Consider the following 18,998-nt stretch of genomic DNA (forward strand, 5'->3'; position numbering starts at 1 on the left):
AGTTTTTTGGATTAAAAAGTGACGTTTAAACCGAACGTGAAGGAGCGGCTGCGTGGAAAACCGGAATAGTCTACGCCCGGAGTTAAGCCGCTTCCCTTGGTCGTTACCTCGGGATCATAGCCGGAATATTTGGTCCAGAGTTTCAGGTTATTGCCGGTAACGTACACCCGCAGCTGGCTCATTTTCAGGCGGGAGATCCATTTTTGAGGTAATGAATAACCGATATTGAGGTTGTTGAGCCGGATGAAAGATCCGTCTTCAATAGCCCAGGAATGGATCACCGCCTGCGCTACGCCGTAACTGGCGTGGGACCACGTGTTCTTATTGGCGTTCAGCTGTGCCAGCTGATCGAGGTCGGTAACAATACCACCGGGTGTGCCGGTGTAGCTTCCGTCTACATCCAGGTAAGAAAAGCGATTGTCGAGGCTCATGGAGGATAGCAGGTTGCCGTAGGTTACGCGTCTGAACTGGCTATACTGGATCTTTCCCGCATTGTATACATCGTTGCCATAGGTCCAGTCAAAGAAGATTGAAAAATCAAAACCTTTGTAAACGGCATCAAATCCAAAGCCACCCTGTGCTTTCGGCAGCGTATTCCCGATTACCTGGCGGTCGTCGCTATTGATGACGCCATCATTATTGAGATCCTTCAGTTTCAAAAACCCGGGACGCACATTGGCATTACCTACCGTTCCGCCGGAGTTGGGAACCCCTTCTTTCAACGTGTAACGACCCGATGTAGCATCATAACTCTCAAAGTCAGTGGTCTGGTAATATCCGTCTGTTACATATCCGTATACGTCACCTACACGACCACCGACTTCAAAATAAAAATCATCCCTGTCTTTCAGGTCCGTGCTGGCCCAGTTGGACTGAAAGAAGCGGGAGTCAGTGCCGTCCAGTGCTTCGATCCTGGCGATGTTGCGGCCGATGTTGAAGTTGAGATTGATCAGCAGGTCTTTTTTCTTGATGATCGATGCATTCAGGCCCAGTTCCACACCCTGGTTGGAGGTGCTGCCCACGTTGGCCCATTGGGTGGTAAACCCGGTATTGGACGGAATAGCTGAACGAAGCAGCAGGTCCCTGGTCGTGTTCTTATAAAAATCAAGAGAACCGGTTACATTGGATTTGAATAAGGTAAAGTCCAGACCCAGGTTGCGGTTGATCGTAGTTTCCCATTTAATATCGGGGTTGAATAAGGTTGTTCCGGATGGTGTGTAATAGGGATTGTCTATATTTCCGAAGCCCGGCCCGCGATTGGTAGAGCCCACAAACAGAAACTGTGCGGCAGTGGCATCGATACGGTCGTTACCCGTTTGTCCGTAACTGGCCCTCAGCTTCAGTTCTTTGATCCACGACACGTCGGCGAGAAATGATTCGTTAGACAGTTTCCAACCCAGGGCGACTGCCGGAAAAATCCCCAGGCGATTTGCCCTGGAAAACTTGCTGGACGCATCGGCTCTCATCGTTACAGTCGCCAGGTATTTATCAAGCAACTGATAATCGACGCGGCCAAACCCGGACACCCTGTTGGCGTTGGTATAATTCTCTGTTTCTAGGCGATCGGTCCTGCCAAAGGTCATGTTGGCAAACAGCTCTTCCGGTGTAATGGAAATGCGGAAATCTTCTGAACGGATGAATGCGCGGGTACCGCCCGATGAAAACATTTCATGCCCGAGAAGGATATCCAGGTTTTGATTTTTGAGATTGCGAAGGCGGTAATTCAATGTATTCAGCCAACGGTAAGAGAACAGTTCCGTGTTGGTCTTCTCGCCGAGGGGCAGGTTGCCGCCATTGTTGAATGACTCGCCGGTTAAGGGACCATAAAAACGCAGGTTATCGTCGAAGGTCTTTTCGGAAGTGTAGGTGGTTTTAAAGGTCAGGTTGGAAAGGATCTTATAATCCAGCGTGCCGCTCAGCACATAGTTGTTGGTAGTGCGTTTCCTCCAGTCCTGTTTCACTAATTCGTAGGGGCTCACCAGGCTTTGTATAAATTGAGCAAAGTCGTCGTTGGGGTCCACCGCGTTCAGGTCCAGCTCCAGCTCGTCGGCCAGTCCGTTGGTCGGCCGGGTCTGTATCGCGTCTTTGATGGACAATTGCGCATTGGCGGTACCGTTACCGTCGATCCCGGTTTTTGTGATACGCGTGGTAGCGCTGAAAGATAATTTTTCTGATATCTTCTGATCCAGTTTAAAATTGAGAGCGTCGCGCCTGTAGCCGTTATTGATCAACAGACCGGCATCTTTATTATTGGTAAGACTTAAACTCACTTTGGTCATGGCGGTTCCCCCGCTCAGGCTGACATTGTGATATTGAGAAGGTCTTGGATCTCCGAATAAGGCCTGTTGCCAGTCAGTGCCTGCTTTGCTTTTGTACAGCTCAAGATCATCATACACGCCGAAAAAGCGCTCAAAATTCCGGGTCGCCGCATCAGATTGGAGGCGATAATATTCATAGTTGGCCAACACAAATTCATACGGGTCCAGTACTTCCAGCTTCCTGTCTTCGGGCAGTTTTTTGATCTGATAAAAGCCGTTATAGGACACGGTGATCTTTCCTGCCCGCGGTCGCTTGGTAGTCACCACCACTACGCCATTCGCGGCTTGTGCTCCGTAAATGGCTGTGGCGGAGGCGTCTTTCAACACGTTGATCGATTCTATATCAGTTGGAGGAATGTCGCGGATGCTGTTAACGATAAAACCGTCTACGACGAAAAGCGGAGAATTGTCCTGCGTAATAGAACCGCCGCCCCGCACGCGTATGCTTACATCAGCATCCGGTGCGCCGTCTGCGGTAAGTACCTTCACGCCGGGCAAGCGCCCCGTCATGGCCTGTGCGGCATTGGCTACCGGTATTTTCGCGAGGTCCTTGCCCGACAGTGTCGCCACAGAACCCGTCATGTCCGACTTTTTGATCTGGCCATAACCGTAATCCACTACTACAATCACATCTTCCTCCGAGACAATGTTTCTTACCAGGGTGATCGTCATGCCATCGGTAGCGGCGGCTGCCTGGGTCTTGTAGCCCGTGAAAGAAAATTCCAGTTGGGCATTACCTTCCTCCGGCACGTTGATCGTAAACTTCCCGTTGGCGTCGGTCTGCGTAACCGTTTTCGAGTCTTGCAGGGTGACGGTGACGCCAAGCAGCGGCGCTTCCGTGTCATCCAGCACCGTGCCCGAAATCGCCTTTGTCTGGGAGTAGGCAGTCAGGCATAAACATGCCATCAGCATGGTCGACAATAATCTAATCATACGGCTTGTGTTTTAGTTTTAAGAAATTAAGCGGGGCATGCAAAAATTGCAATCGGTTGCATTCTATGGCCAGGCTTATTCAATCGTTAAACAATGCTACTCCATTTTTCGAACAAACAGGACAGCGCAGGATGCATTTATTTACGCAAACGTTGCCGGTATCGTGTGCATTATCGCTATCTTCGCAGGAAAGGTGCACCGCCCGTATGAAGTTTGAAGCAGCCACCATAAAAGATATTGCCAAAGCGCTGGGACTGTCTACCTCTACAGTGTCGAGGGCCTTACGCGACAGCTATGAGATCAGCGAAGCCACCAAGAAGAAAATACGGGATTATGCTGCTGAGATTAATTACCGGCCCAACCCCGTGGCCTTAAGCCTGAAGGAAAAAAGAACATTGTCGATCGGCGTCGTAGTGTCCGAAATTGCGAACACTTTTTTCAGCCAGGTCATCAACGGCATAGAATCCATTGCCTATAAAAGCGGCTACAATGTAATCATTACCCAAAGCAAAGAATCCGTTGAGCGCGAGCAAATGATCCTGGATTACCTGACGTCCCGTTCGATCGACGGGCTGATCATTTCTGTGTCGGCGGAATCGAATGATTTTACTAACCTGAAACATTTGCATGAAAAGGGACTGCCGATCGTATTTTTCGATCGCGTTGTAGAAGAAATTGAAACGCACAAGGTGGTGACGGACAACCAGGAGGGTGTTTACCGCGCCACGAAACACTTGCTGGACAATCAATCCAGGCGGATCGCGGTCATCGCGAATAATATTCACCTGTCTATCACAAAGGACCGGCTGGCGGGCTACAAGAAGGCTCTGGCAGAACATCAGCTACCGCTGGAGGACCGGCTGATCAAGTATTGTGACCATGGCGGACTGATCGTGGAAGAGGTGGAAGCAGCGGTGGACGAACTGTTGTCGATGAAGAAAAGGCCCGATGCGCTGGTGCTCCTGGCCGACAAGATCACCACCGAAACATTCAGCCTGCTTAAAAACAGAAATATCCGGATGCCCGAAGATATCGCCGTCATCGGCTTCAATAATTCCAAATACACATCGCTGTTCAGCCCCGCGCTGTCCGTGATCAGCCAGCCCGCTTTTGAGATGGGTGAGCAGGCCGCTTCGCTATTGCTGAACCTGATAGAAAGCAAGCGGGCCGTGACGGATTTCAGGCTGGAATGCCTGGCGCCCGAGCTAATCATCAGAGAAAGCAGTCAAAATTAGGACCCGGCAAAAAACGAAATCTTCATTATATTTGCAGCCCTTCCGGCAGCTGCCGGAAATGGCCCGGTAGTTCAATGGATAGAATAGGAGTTTCCTAAACTCTAGATACAAGTTCGATTCTTGTCCGGGCTACAACTACAATTAATTATCAAATAGATATAATTAATTTAACTTAACATACACACGTATTAACACACGTTTTATACTACTTTTGAAGTAAAGTTTATGCTTCGATAGAAAACAATAAAACTCGGTTAAAAACAGTGCAATTACACTTTTACCTGCTGTACTTTGCAGGAGTACTACTAGTAATACCGGCGACCTTCCAGATGTCTTTAACTGAAATAGCCTCTAGACCTTCTAATTCAATATGACTTGTAACCTTATTCTCACTAAATGCATACGTACTGTTAGCTTACGGACACTCCCCCTACTTCCGCGACAACTTCGACAAGCCAGATTGATATTTATCCCCCACAGGAATGATACTCTTTTCAATGCCGATTTTATTACCTTCAATAAAACTCACTTTGTCAGCATTGACAATATAGGAACGATGAATGCGTACAAATCGCTCGGGCAACTGCTCTTCAAAGCTCGACAAGCTTTGCAGTGTCATCACTTTTTCATTGGTAAATGAATACTGATATAGTCGCGCATCGCCTCAAGGTACAATACATCATCGTAAAAAATTTTCCTCAGGCGTGACCCCGTTTTTACAAAAAAATATCCGGGCTCATGTAAATCGTTGATCTGCGCCGGTTGGTTTTTGATATGGGAGGTAATTCGCTTACGGCATTTATTGATGGCGCCCAAAAAGCGCTCAAAACTGAATGGCTTCAGCAGATAGTCAACCACATCATATTCGTATCCCTTAAGTGCGTATTGCGGAAACGCGGTGGTTAATATGATTTCACATTTTCCCCGCAATAAATTTGCCACCTGAAACCCATCCAGTTCAGGCATCTGTATGTCGAGAAACAATATGTCGACCGGCTGTCGCTCCAGCAAGGCAATCAGCTCCACCGGATTTCGGGAAGCCATGACCAGGTTTAGCCCAGGTGTGCGGCCGATATAATCGCGCAACAATTCGATTGGCAACGGCTCGTCGTCTGCAATGGCGCAGTTTAATATGTGTGCTGCGGTATTCAAAGTACGATTGTCAAAGTAACGGAAAATTGCTGGTCGGATTCGCTTATCTGGCAGGTGTGCTTGTTTTCATACAGTAGCGCCAGCCGTCTTTTTATATTCTGAAGACCGATACCGCCATGCATCACCGGTTTATTTGCCTTTTTATTTTTTATATGGAAAACCAATGTGTTGTCATTGGTACTTGCCTTTATTGTCAACGGCGTACCGGGATCAGAAAAATCACCGTGCTTGAACGCATTCTCGGCCAGACTGATCAGCAAATGCGGGCAGATCAGCAGCGTATCGTCTATGTTTTCCACTTCCATGTTGATCGTCACTGCATCGTCGAACCGCAACCGCTGTAATTCGATATAGTCTTTGAGGTGATCGATCTCCGTTTCCAACACTACTTCAGTTTTTTCTTCATACAATGCATAACGCAGCAACGAGGAAAGCTTTTCCGTAGCGAAAAGTGCATTATCATCCTTTTTATAGATAAGTGTGCAAATGCTGTTCAATGTGTTGAATAAAAAATGCGGATTGATCTGTGATTTCAGAAAAGCCAGTTCTGATTCTTTCGCCGCAATAGCAAGTGAGGCCTGCCTGCGCTCTGAGACCCTGGTATAATGCACAAAAAAATACACCAGCCCGAAGCAGGAAAACAGTACAGCAAAATACAAGTTGTCCTGAAAATAATATTTTACCGAAACCGGGCTAAAGTAATTACCAAAGCCAAACAATTGCTGAGAAATTATTTCCTGTAACAGAAAGCGAAAGAAAATAATGAAGGGCAAACAAAGTATGCACAATAACAGAGCGCGACCGACCTTACCGGGAAGAGATTTTCCAAACCAGATACAGATTGATAATGGGTACAGGAAAAAAGAAAAAAAACTGGTTACCGTGAGTACAATAATTTTAAATGAAAAACTGTCTTCCGAAAAAACGGTCGGTTGCCAAAATAATCAATGGCAGCATCCCAGAACATGTAAAAGATAAAATAGTAAAATAGCAGATGCCAGAAACGAAGACGCATTTCCAAAAATATAAAACCATGGCTGATAAATTTACTGTCAATCTGCAAAACACTCCTTTCAATCTGCAAACGGTGGTTCAAAACTTTATGAAGAGCCATTTTGAGCGTTTGCAGATCGGGTCCATCGCGGAAATAAATGGCCCATAGTTTTGACTCATGAAAAAATTTAAATGTCTCCTACTCCACGCAATTACCTTGTTTGGCTGCGTAACCCTTACAGCACAGAAACCCGTCGATCCAGACAATATTCTCGTCGGCAACAGAAAGCAGCCCTCGGTTTTTCTGGTCGGCTCTTTTCATTTCGCCTATTATAATTTAGACGCTCATAAGACCGACAAAGACAAGCAGGTTGATATCAAAAGTAAAGAGAAGCAAAAAGAGTTGGCCGTATTGCTGGACTACATCGCAAGGTTTAAGCCTACCAAAATTGCGGTGGAAGGCGGTCGCAACAGCGGTTACCTGATGAATCGGTACCGGCAATACCGCGCCGGCACAAGAGAGCTCCGTGCGGAGGAAACAGAACAGATCGGTTTTCGGTTGATGGAGCGGTTCAACCTCGATACTATTTACGGTACAGATGATATTCCGTTTGTGTCCAGTCTCTCAAACTCAAAAGATTCAATGTTGTATCGCCCGTTGATTGATAGTATTTATCAGGATTGGGATTTCCGGAGTGATGATTCGCTTTCGCAGTTGTATAAAAAATTCTACGAATATAAAGACGAACTCGCCGTGAAAATGCCACTGCTCGACTATTTTAAATACATCAATTCCGAAAAAGTATTGAATCGCGGATACGGCGCTTATCTGGTTGGAGATTTTACGCTAGGCAATACCCGTGGCGCCGACGCATTGGCCATGCATTGGTATAATCGCAACCTGCGTATTTACCGGCATATTCAACAAATCACCACGTCACCTGACGACCGCATACTGGTCTTGTATGGTGCCGGACATATCCAGTTGTTGAATCAGTTGTTTGAATGCTCACCGGAGTATAATTATATCAAGTTTAATGAGCTGAAGAAGTAGGCAAAAGCGTTAAGTTGTATGTGAACAGTCCAGAATGGTAAAATTCATTGTTGGCTATACAGGTATAATAAAGCGATATATCTTAATTCCATCAAGAAAAGTTTCGAAAATTGTTCTGTCGAGGCTACAAGAATAATTAACAATCAATTCGTCACAAATTTTGTTGTCGCTTTGGTTGTTTTTTTTAATCGATAGACTAAGGCATATGAATATTCTTTATTTAAAACACCAGAATGACTAAAGCGTATAATTTCTATTGTGATAAAAGCTGTTTAGAAAATCACAAAAATCCGTTTATGCTGATAGGGTATATAAGTTCCGCACACAACTAGAGGTTAGTCTTCATCATGATAACATTCGCCAAATTAAAAAAAGGTTCAACCTGCACACAGAAGGTAAATGTACTTCGTTGTCAAAATCAAGTTACCCTTTGTATAGTGAATTAATTGACTATTGTTTTGCGACAGATTTACAATATCGAGCTATTGTGATTGATAAAGGCCAGTTTGAAGCGTAAGCGTATTACTAGGCATCTGCATCTATCATTATGTAAGTACCCCATATTTCAGACAGTTATTGGTTGGGCGTTTTTCTTTTCACCAGCCAATATTTTGTATTCAACAGGTGTAAGATTACCGAGTGATTCATGTGGCCTTTTATAATTATATTCTTCCATCCAACGCTGCGTTAGCTCCCTTACCTGGCCAAGATCAAAGAACAGGTAAGCATCCAATACCGCTTCGCGGTAAAGACGATTAAAACATTCTATATATCCGTTCTGCATAGGCCTTCCGGGCTGGATATATTGAATATGGATTCCCTTTTCTTTAGCCCATAATTGAAAGTCTTTTGAAGTAAACTCCGGACCATTATCCACCCTAATTACTTCTGGTGTTCCATTGATTTCAATAACCCTGTCCAATATGCGGATTACCCGTTTTGAAGATATGGAAGTGTCAACTTCAATCGCTAATACCTCCCTGCTACAGTCATCCATCACATTGAATGTTCTGAACCTACGATTGCCGGTCATGCTATCACTCATAAAATCCATACTCCATGTTTTATTCACTTCTGTCTGTTGCTGCAACGGCTGCTTTACACGTGCGGTTAAACGTCTTTTCCCTTTTCGTTTTTTGTTAAGCTTTAATAACTTATAAACACGGTACACTCGCTTATGATTCCAAGCCTTACCCGAGCGGCGCAAATAAGCAAAGAGCTTTCGAAATCCATACGATGGGTAGGCAAAGGCCAACTCCTGTAAGGCTTCTATTACGTCTGAATCATCCTTTACAGACGCATAATAATACTGAGAACGGGGTAATGAAACTATTTGCAGGCCCGGCTCACCGGTATTTTTCGCTCCCTCACAAGCTCCTCGCTTAATTGCCTTTTGGTGGCAGGGCCCAGCCTTTTTTTGTGAATAGATCCCTTAATATCTCGTTATCCATAGCCAGGTTAGCATACATGCGTTTTAACCGGGCATTCTCCTCTTCCAGTTCTTTCATACGCTTTACATCAGAAGCTTCCATCCCTCCATATTTACTCTTCCAATTGTAAAATGTCGCTTCTGATATACCCAACTCACGACAGAGCTCCTTAGTCGGAATACCGCCTTCCTGGCGTTTTAATGCGCAAACAATTTGCGTTTCTGTGAATCTTGTCTTTTTCATCTTTTACAGTTTAAAATTAATTAATCGCTCTTACTTTAAACTGTCTGTTTTTTAGGGACACTTACACGTCGGGAAAGCCCACTTTATAATGACTCATCCCTAGTTTTCTTATTCAGGGTCACACCTCACCGATAAGTTATTATTGCCTAATTATTGACTTTAATTCTAAGTTGTTGGGTACATTATACTTTTTGCGTGCCTCCTCAAATTCGGATTCGCTTAGAGGCCCCTTTATATTACTATAAACATAATATCCAGGAAACTCTTTATTTGAAAGATATTCTATTTCTTTCTTTTCAATTTTTTTAATTATAATCCAATATTTAACCGCTCCCAAGCTATTTTTTGATGAAGCGAGAATAAACTCACTATTAGATTCTATTGAAAGAACTTGGGAAGGTATTACGCTCAATCCAATTCCATCATACTTTTTTTTTGTTGTGTAAATTATTTGATCTGTATCTAAATAGTAACCGGAACCAAGATTTTTTATACCCAAAAACACGCTACAGGCATTAAACAAAACCGTTATAAACAAAATCAATAAATACTTCATGCTTTTTTATTTAGAGAGTTTCCCTGTTCCGTAAATGTATAATGGGAACCCATGACTATCATTAATTCCGGTTCTTTTCCTTTCTAAGTCAATTAATTTTTTCCGCATTGTATTGCCACCCCGATCCCAATTATATATATTATGTCTTCCATTAACTACTTGGACTGAACCATTCGCATCTAATAACTTTAGTTTTGTTCTTCCTAAAGCATACGTAGTAGCAACTGATGCAGAATTAGTAAGATCTGTTTTGTACAGTAGGTTTATATCGACAATCTTATCTAAACTCAAGTCTTCAGTTTTAACTGTTCCAAAATTCATTTTTTTTGCATCCAAATAAAGCCAATCATCAGGAGTAGCATTACCCATTCCGTTTGATTCAACACCGTCGTCATCTAAGTTTGGATGAGCTTTAGCCCAATCGACACCTTCACCAATTGTTACAAACCCATCATAATCTGGTCTATTTTTCAGATTAGCATAATGATTTCCGTATTTTTCCACTGCTGCTTTGCTTGCAAAACCGTAATTGCGTTGCCAACCTCTGAATTTTCGGCTTGATGCAGTTGATAAACATTGGTATGCTCATTTAGTGATTGTTCAAATTTGAAAGTTTAGTTTTGGCGTTGTAAGGTGATAACGTCAATTATCTCGGTTATCTATATTTTTAATAATTTGATAGTTGATTATAAGCTAAGCGATCCCAAGACGCTCTTGCAATCAAATGAAGTGTTATGTTTCCTTTATTCTGCAAGCCGTATAGCTTTTACGTGTTATTTTTTGCCGAAGGAACGTCATTCACGCCTTTCTTACAAGCATACTTCGTATCATTCGTTGACCAACCCGTTCCATATTTTTGAATATAAATTTCCAACTCTATGACTTTTTAAGATTTAGGAATCAATAGATTGTTGACGTCGCCCGTTGATTCGCGTCTCGTTTAAAGTAGGCCACCTTACGGCTACAGCTTAATAGATGCTCTACATGCCAATCTTAGTCAAAAAGCTATAGACATTTCAATCCATCTGGACCTTCTGTATTTGCTGTATTTGGAAAAAAAAGCCAATAGCTTTGAGCAGCGAAAAAGTCAAAAGAAGAAGTTGTCCTATCATTCAGGGAAACGCGTTAATCCCAGTAGTGAATCATTGACACTTCGAGAATAATACTCTTATGCGTTACTAAAAACTTGAAGCGGTAGAGAACTCTCAATACACAGGTCAGAAAAATTAGCAGCTACAGTTCAGTCACTTTCACAGAGCAATTAAAAAATGAAAATACAAAGTATGATAAACATAGACAAAAAATAAATTAATTTTAAAAAATTAATTTCCCTGCTTGGTGAAAATTTATTGAATAATAACATGAACTATAAGAAAAATCAGCTAACATTATAGTTGCTCAACAAAAACGCGCAAGCGGTTCGGCAAATCGAAAAAGTAAGGTGCATTGCATCTATCGATCGGCTTGCTTCCGCATAAAAACGGCTGTCGCGACCATGGGAGCGAGTGCCGTTTTCCCAATTTCTGCTAATGTTATTCCTAAATCGCTTTAGGAAAATTCAGCAAACGTTCTAAATCAATTAAAAATTGGTTCAAGTTTCCTTCTGGCAAGGCTACAAGAAAAAACTAACCTGTTCAAAAAGGGGTTGGTAAGCTGAATTCCTCTGCTTATAACGTTCGTCCCAGTAAACCATACCGCTCGGGAGGTCTTTATTTTCAAAATCAGGAATTCCATAATCATTTGCAGATAAATTGCCTATCTTGTAAAGCACCGCTTGTCAGCTGTTGCAAATGGATAAACGGAGGTGTTGACTATTGTCCTGACAAAGAATGGTGAATTATGCATAATTTAGCGACAGATGCAGTCAAAACCGGCCACAGGCACGTTCTTTTGAAGTGCTGATTTCAAGCAACCAAAAAATAGTAGACTGAATATGATATCTTTTCTACCCTACCACGAAAAAGCCGTTCAATATTTTCAAAATCAGAAAAAAGTATGGGATTTTTTTTCGGATGTTCAGCAAAAGGAAGAGCAACTTACAGAGCTACGCAAAGAGCTGCTAAAAAACACGTATAAATTTACCGAAGACTCCGATGCCTCACTATATAATAAAGTAACGATCGCCAAAGAAAAACTGGGACTTAACCTTCCCGTGACGCTTTAGCAGGCTCAGCATACGGAGGATATAAATGCCAGTGTGATGCTGATCCATAACGAAGCACACATCGTGTTTACCGGCAGATTGATCGAGATGCTGGAGGAAGAAGAGCTATTGGCGGTTATTGGTCATGAGTTAGCTCACGTCCAGCTTTATTCGCAGCACAAGGGAGACCTGGAAGTTACAGATCGGATTGTGCATGCCGTCGCCAATAACCTGGGAAGTACGTCTGCTCATTATGAGACCGCACGCCTTTTTAATCTGTACACGGAAGTCTTCTGCGACAGGGGCGCCTATCTCGTAACAGGAAGTTATATCCCGGTAATTACTTCCCTGGTAAAAATAGCCACAGGGCTAAAAACGGTTAATGCAGACAGCTATATCCGCCAGGCGGAAGAGATCTTTGCTTCAGATGGTCAAACCAAAACCACCGGACTTTCGCATCCTGAAAATTTTATCAGGGCAAGAGCCATATGGTTCTGGCACCAGAAAGGCAAGGAAGCCGACCCCGATATTGCCAGCATGATCGAAGGGAGCGTTAGCATCGAAGAACTGGATCTTTTCAGGCAGCAACAAATTGCAGATCTTACCAGGCAGGTGATACAAAAGATAATTGAACCATCCTGGATGCAGACGGCTCATATTGTCTCACTGGCAAAAGAGTTTGACGTCGGAGTTGCTGATAGCGCCACTGATACATCAGATCTTCCCGATCAAATAGAAAAGCTTCACCAAAGTGTAAAAGAATACCTCGGATACGTGCTATACGATTTCACCGTGGCTGATGCTCAGCTTGAAGACGTGCCATTAGGTTATTGTTTTCTTCTGGCTGATGAATGGCACCTCGGCACTGCCTTTTTAAACGCTGTGAAGAAAGAACAAAAGTTAACTGATAAGAAGGCGGGTTATCTTAAAAAACAGTCAGTAACATCTTTCCAGGCTCATCATTCGTCTGCCAACCTTTAATCTTGAAACCTTTTTCGTATGTCTGTAAACACTACTTTTCAGCAATACCTGCAAACAGCTTTTATCAACGGCCCTTTGTCAACAGACGAAGTAGTGGCACTGGTGCTCCCTTTGTTTGAAGAAGTGGCGAGCTTTCATGAAGCCGGCCTGGTAGGTTCTTTTGACCGGCCGGATACGCTGTTTCTCAATGAAGGGCGGCTGGACATCGACGAAAATTTCGCGCATTTGCCGGTGCTGCATTTACAGCGGGTGCAGCAGTTGCTCGACAAAGGACAGATCAGCGGTTATTCGATTACGGACCGGCTGATGGTGGACACAGACCTTTCGCAAGACCAATCCTCCATTAGCAGCCTGCAGGTGCAACTGGACGCGATTGCCGAGCTTTCGCATGCTGTATACCTCCGCGGATACCAATGCTATGAATTCAAATTGGGTCATCATGACGCACAAACGGATATCTTCTGTCTTGGTCTGATATTAGCCAGCGCAGTGATGGGACTCGATCTCTATGAGCCAGATGACCTGAACAAATTTTCCGCATTCAGAAATCAGCCTGCCGGAGTCAACCCCAGGATGCACCCGACGATATGCGCCCTGGTGACCGAAATGACAGAGCTCGATCGAAGCGCACGTTCCCGTGATCTGCATGAAGTAATTCAGAGGTTGAGATACTACCGTGATTATGACCCGCAGCGACAGGTTGATCTGTCCGCCATTGCCGCGTTTCAAACCAAAAAGGAAAGCGACCGAAAGACATTTATCCTGGACAGGCTACGCAACCGGTTGTTTGATACAAGCAGGCGCAACCGCCTGCTCTATTACAAGCCCAATGGACGGTTTTGTAATCTTACTGTGAGCAGCGTTCCGCTGGTGTTGCATTATCAAAGTATCAACCCCCAATGGTTATTTACCTGGAATGAAGATCTTTCCAGCCAGATCATCCGGATGAAGGACATTTCTTTAAATAAATACCTGCGTTTTGAAGATCATCTCTATCTCAACACACAATTAAACAGCATCAGGCAGCAATCAGAAAATGATAAAAAAGAATTTGGCTTTAGCCAGTTGAAGCTGGTGGTGGCATTCTTACATTGGCACAATCTGAAAGAAGATACGAACGAACGTATTCAAAGCCCGTTGCTTCTGCTGCCGGTAGAGATCGAAAGGCGGAAATCCCTGAAGGAAGAACGGTTTACGCTGCGTATCGTTGATAATGCCGCCCTGGTCAATCCAATACTTGCCAATTATCTGAAAGACCTTTACGGGATAGACTTACCTGAAAGTATTGACTTTGATGACGTGAGCATGCATCAGTTCTATGAACTGCTCCGGTCAAAGATAGAGGATGCCAAACAGGGCGTCAAGCTCAACTATATCGACAAACCCCGAATAAAGATTATACATAATACGGCGCGACAGACCATCAATAATTACAGGAAGCGCTTGAAGCTGAAAGGCAATTTATCATTGCATCAGGTTGATTACAGTTACAGCGCTGAGGACTTTAAACCACTGGGCCTGCAACTGTTTAAACAAAAAATAAAGCCCATGAAAAGTGGTCTCGAATTTTTGTTAAACAATGATGCCGCAACTACAGCTGTTTCGAACTTTGCCGCACCCGCTCAGGTAAGAAGCACTTTTGAACTGAGCGAAAGTGAAAACAATCCATATAGTTGGGATTTTGACGTGTGCAATGTTGTGCTCGGGAACTTCAATTACAAGAAGATGAGCCTGGTGGGCGACTATAATAAGATTACCGAACAGAAGATCGAACACCCGGTGTTCAACCGGTTGTTTAGCAACGAACCAAGACCTGCAGAGCCACCGGCTGTGCAGAATGATCCCTCCAAATGGTACCATGTAATAGGCGCAGACCCTACACAGGCAAAGGCCGTATCAAAAAGTCACGATGGCCACAGCTACGTTATCCAGGGCCCGCCCGGTACCGGGAAAAGCCAAACCATTACGAATCTCATTGCCGACTTTCTCGCCAATGATAAAACCGTTTTGTTCGTGTGCGAAAAACGGGCTGCGCTGGATGTGGTGTATCACCGTTTGCAGCAGAACCGGTTGGCCGAGCTTTGTTGTTACATTCATGACAGCCAGGGAGATAAAAAGGAATTTATCCGGGATCTTAAATCAGTGTATGATAATTTCCTGACTGACAAAATGGATCTGCAGGCGATCAGTGATCAAAGAAGACTGACGCTTGAACGTTTCATAGCACATATCGACCTGCTGAAGAAATACCACGAACAGCAAAAGTTTGTATCGAAGGAGGCAGGTGTTGCTACGCGGGACTTATACGATGTGCTAATGCGGCTTAAAGCCCAGGTGTCCGATGTTGATCATAAGAACGATACCGTCCCGCCTTATGTGGATTGGGTAGAATATGGCGAGGTGGTTGAACAGCTGGCGAGGGCATTAGATGAGAGTGGTGCAGAGCCAATACTTGCCCGTCACCCGTTTAAAAATCTGAGTATTGATCTGGTCCATGCGGAGAATCCGTTCAATTTAATGAACAGTATTGTGCTCCATGCCCAGGAATCTATTACCCGGCTTCAGCAGCTGGCAAATCAATACGAAATACCGGCGAAGCATGCCGCGCAGTTACAGCATCTTAAAAATCTTATTGAGGATGCGTTGATTCTGGAACCCCTTGCCAGAGCGGGTAACCTGAAATTAGTGAATGCAGAAAACAAGGAATCCCGGGAGTTTGAACAAGCCTATCAGGACTACCTGAAGTTAAAAAATGACTATCAACAGGTGCTCGCATCAAATACCAGGTGGCAGCGCCGTGTGGACCAAGAGGAACTTTCCCGCGCTATTGAGATAGCCGCAAAACATGAAAAATCATTTTTGGGTTTTCTGAATGGTGACTGGAGGCGACTTAAAAAGGTATTAAAACAATCCTACGATTTTAGTTCGCATCAGATCAAGCCTTCATACTCCGATGTGCTCCGGCAATTGCAACGTGAGTATGTCTCTAACGAAGCAGCTACAAAACAAAAGCAGTCCCTGGAACAGGAATACGGTATCCAGGAAATTGAAACGGTATACGCGGGTATCGAAACGTTGAGAGGAAAGCAGGGAGATGATGAGATCGACTTTTTACTTCAACATCCACAAGCCAATGACCTGGTGCTGAAGCTAAGCAAGTTGAATCATACATTGCAGGAGCTGGAACTACAATTAAAACAGTGCCTCTATGACTCAGCCGAGGGTAACTGCAATGAGCTTAAAGACGAGCTCGCGTCTATAAGCAGCAACAGTGACGCATTAAAAGAGTTGCTACCCGCTTTAAAGAAATTTTCTGCCTTACCGGAAGCCATGCAAACCTTCCTTCGCAAGATGCCGGTAACACCCGTCCAGGCTGAAGCTACAATGGCTAGCAAAACATTGCAAGTCTTCCTGGATCGTAACCCCCAATTCGCAGCCACCAGCGTAAATGTACTTCGGGAAATCACGCATCAGATCAGTGCCGATTATAAAAAACTGCTGAAGCTGAATGGAGACTATATACGGGCAAAAAGGAGAAGTACGTTCTTAAAAAATTATGAACTGAGCAATACAGCCGCATCCACACTTACGGCAGAAGATCGGGTTTTGAAAAAGGAATATGTTGAGGGGAGGAAGATTCTCGAACGTGAGATGGGCAAAACCATGCGATATAAAAGTATCAGGGAAATGGCTTCCAATGACAGCGGAAGAGTTTTAAAGGACATAAAGCCTGTATGGCTGATGAGCCCCCTTAGTGTGAGCGATAGCCTGCCTTTGGATACCGGATTTTTTGACGTCGTAATTTTTGATGAAGCCAGCCAGATCACGCTCGAAGAGGGAATACCCGCGCTATTTCGCGCACCGCAATGTATTATTGTGGGAGACGATAAGCAGATGCCTCCCAGTAATTTCTTTTCGGCAAAGGCGCAGGATCCGGAAGACCTCGAACTGTCCGAGGGTGAAACAGAAGACGAATTTCTCAGCACAGAATCAGACAGTCTGTTAGTGCAGGGGGCGCGAAAGTTGAGCAGCACCATGCTCAGCTGGCATTACAGGAGTCGATCCGAAACCTTGATCAGCTATTCTAACCATGCATTTTATCAATCCGGATTGCTCACGATCCCTGACCGGACCACGCATGCGGTTCAAAAGCCGTTACTGGAAGTACAAAAGCCGGAAGAAGGCGCTCAAAATGCCGCTTCGCTACTGACTGGCAGCATCAGTTTTCATTATTTACCCAACAGTATTTACGAGGCGCGCAGCAACGTCTATGAGGCCAGGTACATTGCTCACATGGTCCGGCGTCTTTTGCTGGATGAAATTCAGGATACCATTGGTATTGTGGCGTTCAGCCAGGAGCAGCAAGGTATTATAGAAGATGCCATTACGGCCCTTGCATCGGAAGACAAAAAATTGGAAGAGGCGCTTGAGAAAGCTTATAATCGGAAGGACGAAGGCCAGTTTACCGGGTTGTTTGTTAAAAACCTGGAAAACGTGCAGGGAGATGAGCGGGATATTATTATCATGAGTGTATGTTATGGACACGATCGTAACAAAAAGATGCTGATGAATTTTGGCCCCATCAACAAAAAAGGCGGTGAAAAAAGATTAAATGTAATTTTCAGCCGGGCGCGGAAACATATGGCTGTCGTCAGCAGCATCCGGCATTATCATATCACCAACGATTATAATGACGGCGCCAACTACTTCAAACGTTTTTTACACTATGCCGAAACCATAAGCACAGGTCATATGGAGCACGCCGTTACTATCTTGAAAACCTTGCATGCCGGTGATCAAAAAACAAATACTGATTCCGCAACAGGAGTTTCCACGATTGCTGCTGAAGTGAAAAAGGCGTTGAGCGGGAAAGGCTACGTGGTCGAAGAAAATATCGGGCACAGCGGTTTTAAGTGCTCGCTGGGTGTGAAGAAGAATGCTGACGACAGCTTGTATAGCCTGGGCATACTCGTTGATGATGAGGCGCATTATCAAAACAGCGATCTGGTGGAGCAATATTATCAACGTCCTGAAATACTCGAAAGTTTCGGATGGCAGATCTTCCAGGTGTACGCCAAAGATTGGTTGGAAGATAAAGCCCACATCCTGTCACAGATAGAAAAAGTATTAAGTGGTAAGGTGACACAGGAGGTAAATATGTCTCCCCTTCCCACGCCCGATCCGGCTCCCCAGGATACAGTTGCCGATCCGGAACCAGACTACACACGACTCCTGTCTCCGGATGGCGAAAGATTTTGGGAGATCAGGCTGGAAGGTGTCAGGCTGTTGGAGCGAACAGGAAAAACCGGTAGCCGGGGCCTGGTTCAGGTAAAATCTTTTGATACAGAAGCCGCCGCCGCCATCGCTCTTCAGGAATCCATCGCAACCTGGACGGCTAAAGGATATGTGGAAGGCGCCCTTTAATGCTCTGCCTGTATCCTGCTGAGCATCTGCTCCATTTGGGCAATTTCTTCCTCTTGTGACCGGATGATCTTTTGAGAAAGACGCTTGACTTCCGGGTCTTTAATAGCTGCGCGTTTACTGGTCATGATAGCCGAAGAGTGATGCGGGATCATAGCTTTCATGTATTGCACATCACTAATTGGTGTCTGTGATCGCAGTGCCCAGAGGGCTGCCGCAAAGATGACCGCCGACAGTACAATGATTCTCATGTTGAGCCCTTTTTTTGGATACATCTTCTTCATAAATACGACCATCAGGATGGCCATAGGCGCTACCATTAGGAGAGACATATAGATACGGGTGAGGCTTGTGTGGTAATGCGCCGCGCGGTCAACATTTAGAAACATGACACCATACATAATGATGAACGAAACGGAGAGGGTTAAAAAGAGTTTCTTGTACATAAATCTGACTTTTATTGATAACGCCTTTAACCTGCATCAATAATTACACCAGCTGCCAACAACGTGTGTATCAAATAGTGCAATGCCTTGAAC

At 44.5% G+C, this 18,998-nt stretch carries 13 protein-coding genes, 1 tRNA gene and 1 pseudogene; 7 read left to right on the plus strand and 8 right to left on the minus strand.

Annotated features, from left to right (window positions below; translation table 11 throughout):
• Window positions 1–11 precede the first annotated feature (11 nt).
• The gene (locus ACU37H_RS11555; protein ID WP_472701351.1) at window positions 12–3,251 is read right to left on the minus strand and encodes a SusC/RagA family TonB-linked outer membrane protein; all 3,240 of its coding nucleotides are present in this window, start codon (window positions 3,249–3,251) and stop codon (window positions 12–14) included.
• 65 nt (window positions 3,252–3,316) lie between these two features.
• On the opposite strand from ACU37H_RS11555, the gene ACU37H_RS11560 reads away from it, so the two are divergent.
• Window positions 3,317–4,486, plus strand: a complete 1,170-nt coding sequence (locus ACU37H_RS11560) for a LacI family DNA-binding transcriptional regulator (protein ID WP_472701350.1) — start codon at window positions 3,317–3,319, stop codon at window positions 4,484–4,486.
• A 60-nt stretch (window positions 4,487–4,546) separates the two neighbouring features.
• A tRNA-Arg gene (locus ACU37H_RS11565) sits at window positions 4,547–4,618 on the plus strand.
• Between the two features lie 298 nt (window positions 4,619–4,916).
• Here the strand turns inward: ACU37H_RS11565 and ACU37H_RS11570 are convergent.
• The 3 genes from ACU37H_RS11570 to ACU37H_RS11580 are packed head-to-tail and all read right to left on the minus strand — an operon-like array spanning window position 4,917 to window position 6,411.
• Window positions 4,917–5,105, minus strand: coding sequence for a LytTR family transcriptional regulator DNA-binding domain-containing protein (locus ACU37H_RS11570; RefSeq protein WP_472701349.1), 189 nt, complete (start codon window positions 5,103–5,105; stop codon window positions 4,917–4,919).
• Window positions 5,105–5,638, minus strand: a complete 534-nt coding sequence (locus tag ACU37H_RS11575) for a LytR/AlgR family response regulator transcription factor (protein ID WP_472701348.1) — start codon at window positions 5,636–5,638, stop codon at window positions 5,105–5,107. The genes ACU37H_RS11570 and ACU37H_RS11575 overlap by 1 nt, the downstream gene beginning before the upstream one ends.
• Window positions 5,635–6,411, minus strand: coding sequence for a sensor histidine kinase (locus ACU37H_RS11580; RefSeq protein ID WP_472701347.1), 777 nt, complete (start codon window positions 6,409–6,411; stop codon window positions 5,635–5,637). Before ACU37H_RS11580 ends, ACU37H_RS11575 begins: the two co-directional genes overlap by 4 nt.
• A 260-nt stretch (window positions 6,412–6,671) precedes the next feature.
• On the opposite strand from ACU37H_RS11580, the gene ACU37H_RS11585 reads away from it, so the two are divergent.
• Window positions 6,672–6,800: a hypothetical protein gene (locus ACU37H_RS11585; RefSeq protein WP_472701346.1), complete on the plus strand. Its 129-nt coding sequence runs from the start codon at window positions 6,672–6,674 to the stop codon at window positions 6,798–6,800.
• 9 nt (window positions 6,801–6,809) lie between these two features.
• Complete coding sequence (locus ACU37H_RS11590; protein ID WP_472701345.1) at window positions 6,810–7,685, plus strand: DUF5694 domain-containing protein; 876 nt, start codon at window positions 6,810–6,812, stop codon at window positions 7,683–7,685.
• A gap of 565 nt (window positions 7,686–8,250) precedes the next feature.
• On the opposite strand, the pseudogene ACU37H_RS11595 reads toward ACU37H_RS11590, so the two are convergent.
• The 3 genes and pseudogenes from ACU37H_RS11595 to ACU37H_RS11605 all read right to left on the minus strand — a co-directional run bounded on the left by ACU37H_RS11595 (window position 8,251) and on the right by ACU37H_RS11605 (window position 10,418).
• A pseudogene (locus ACU37H_RS11595) lies at window positions 8,251–9,358 on the minus strand (IS3 family transposase).
• Window positions 9,359–9,497: 139 nt separating this feature from the next.
• On the minus strand, window positions 9,498–9,914 hold the full coding sequence (locus ACU37H_RS11600) for a DUF3997 domain-containing protein (protein WP_472704289.1): 417 nt from the start codon (window positions 9,912–9,914) through the stop codon (window positions 9,498–9,500).
• A 6-nt stretch (window positions 9,915–9,920) separates the two neighbouring features.
• Window positions 9,921–10,418 carry a hypothetical protein gene (locus ACU37H_RS11605; RefSeq protein WP_472704287.1) on the minus strand — a complete coding sequence of 166 codons (498 nt, stop codon included), beginning with the start codon at window positions 10,416–10,418 and terminating at the stop codon, window positions 9,921–9,923.
• Between the two features lie 1,429 nt (window positions 10,419–11,847).
• On the opposite strand from ACU37H_RS11605, the gene ACU37H_RS11610 reads away from it, so the two are divergent.
• The 3 genes from ACU37H_RS11610 to ACU37H_RS11620 are packed head-to-tail and all read left to right on the plus strand — an operon-like array spanning window position 11,848 to window position 18,462.
• A complete protein-coding gene (locus ACU37H_RS11610) occupies window positions 11,848–12,078 on the plus strand; it encodes a hypothetical protein (protein WP_472704285.1) in 231 nt (76 codons plus the stop codon).
• A gap of 36 nt (window positions 12,079–12,114) precedes the next feature.
• On the plus strand, window positions 12,115–13,038 hold the full coding sequence (locus tag ACU37H_RS11615; protein ID WP_494407545.1) for a M48 family metalloprotease: 924 nt from the start codon (window positions 12,115–12,117) through the stop codon (window positions 13,036–13,038).
• An 18-nt stretch (window positions 13,039–13,056) separates the two neighbouring features.
• Window positions 13,057–18,462 carry an AAA domain-containing protein gene (locus ACU37H_RS11620; protein ID WP_472704283.1) on the plus strand — a complete coding sequence of 1,802 codons (5,406 nt, stop codon included), beginning with the start codon at window positions 13,057–13,059 and terminating at the stop codon, window positions 18,460–18,462.
• Here ACU37H_RS11620 and ACU37H_RS11625 read toward each other — a convergent pair.
• Entirely contained in the window at window positions 18,459–18,905 is a 447-nt protein-coding gene (locus ACU37H_RS11625; protein WP_472704281.1) for a DUF305 domain-containing protein, read from the minus strand. The genes ACU37H_RS11620 and ACU37H_RS11625 overlap by 4 nt on opposite strands.
• Window positions 18,906–18,998: the final 93 nt, after the last annotated feature.

This window comes from Niabella sp. ZPM-14 (assembly GCF_055693045.2).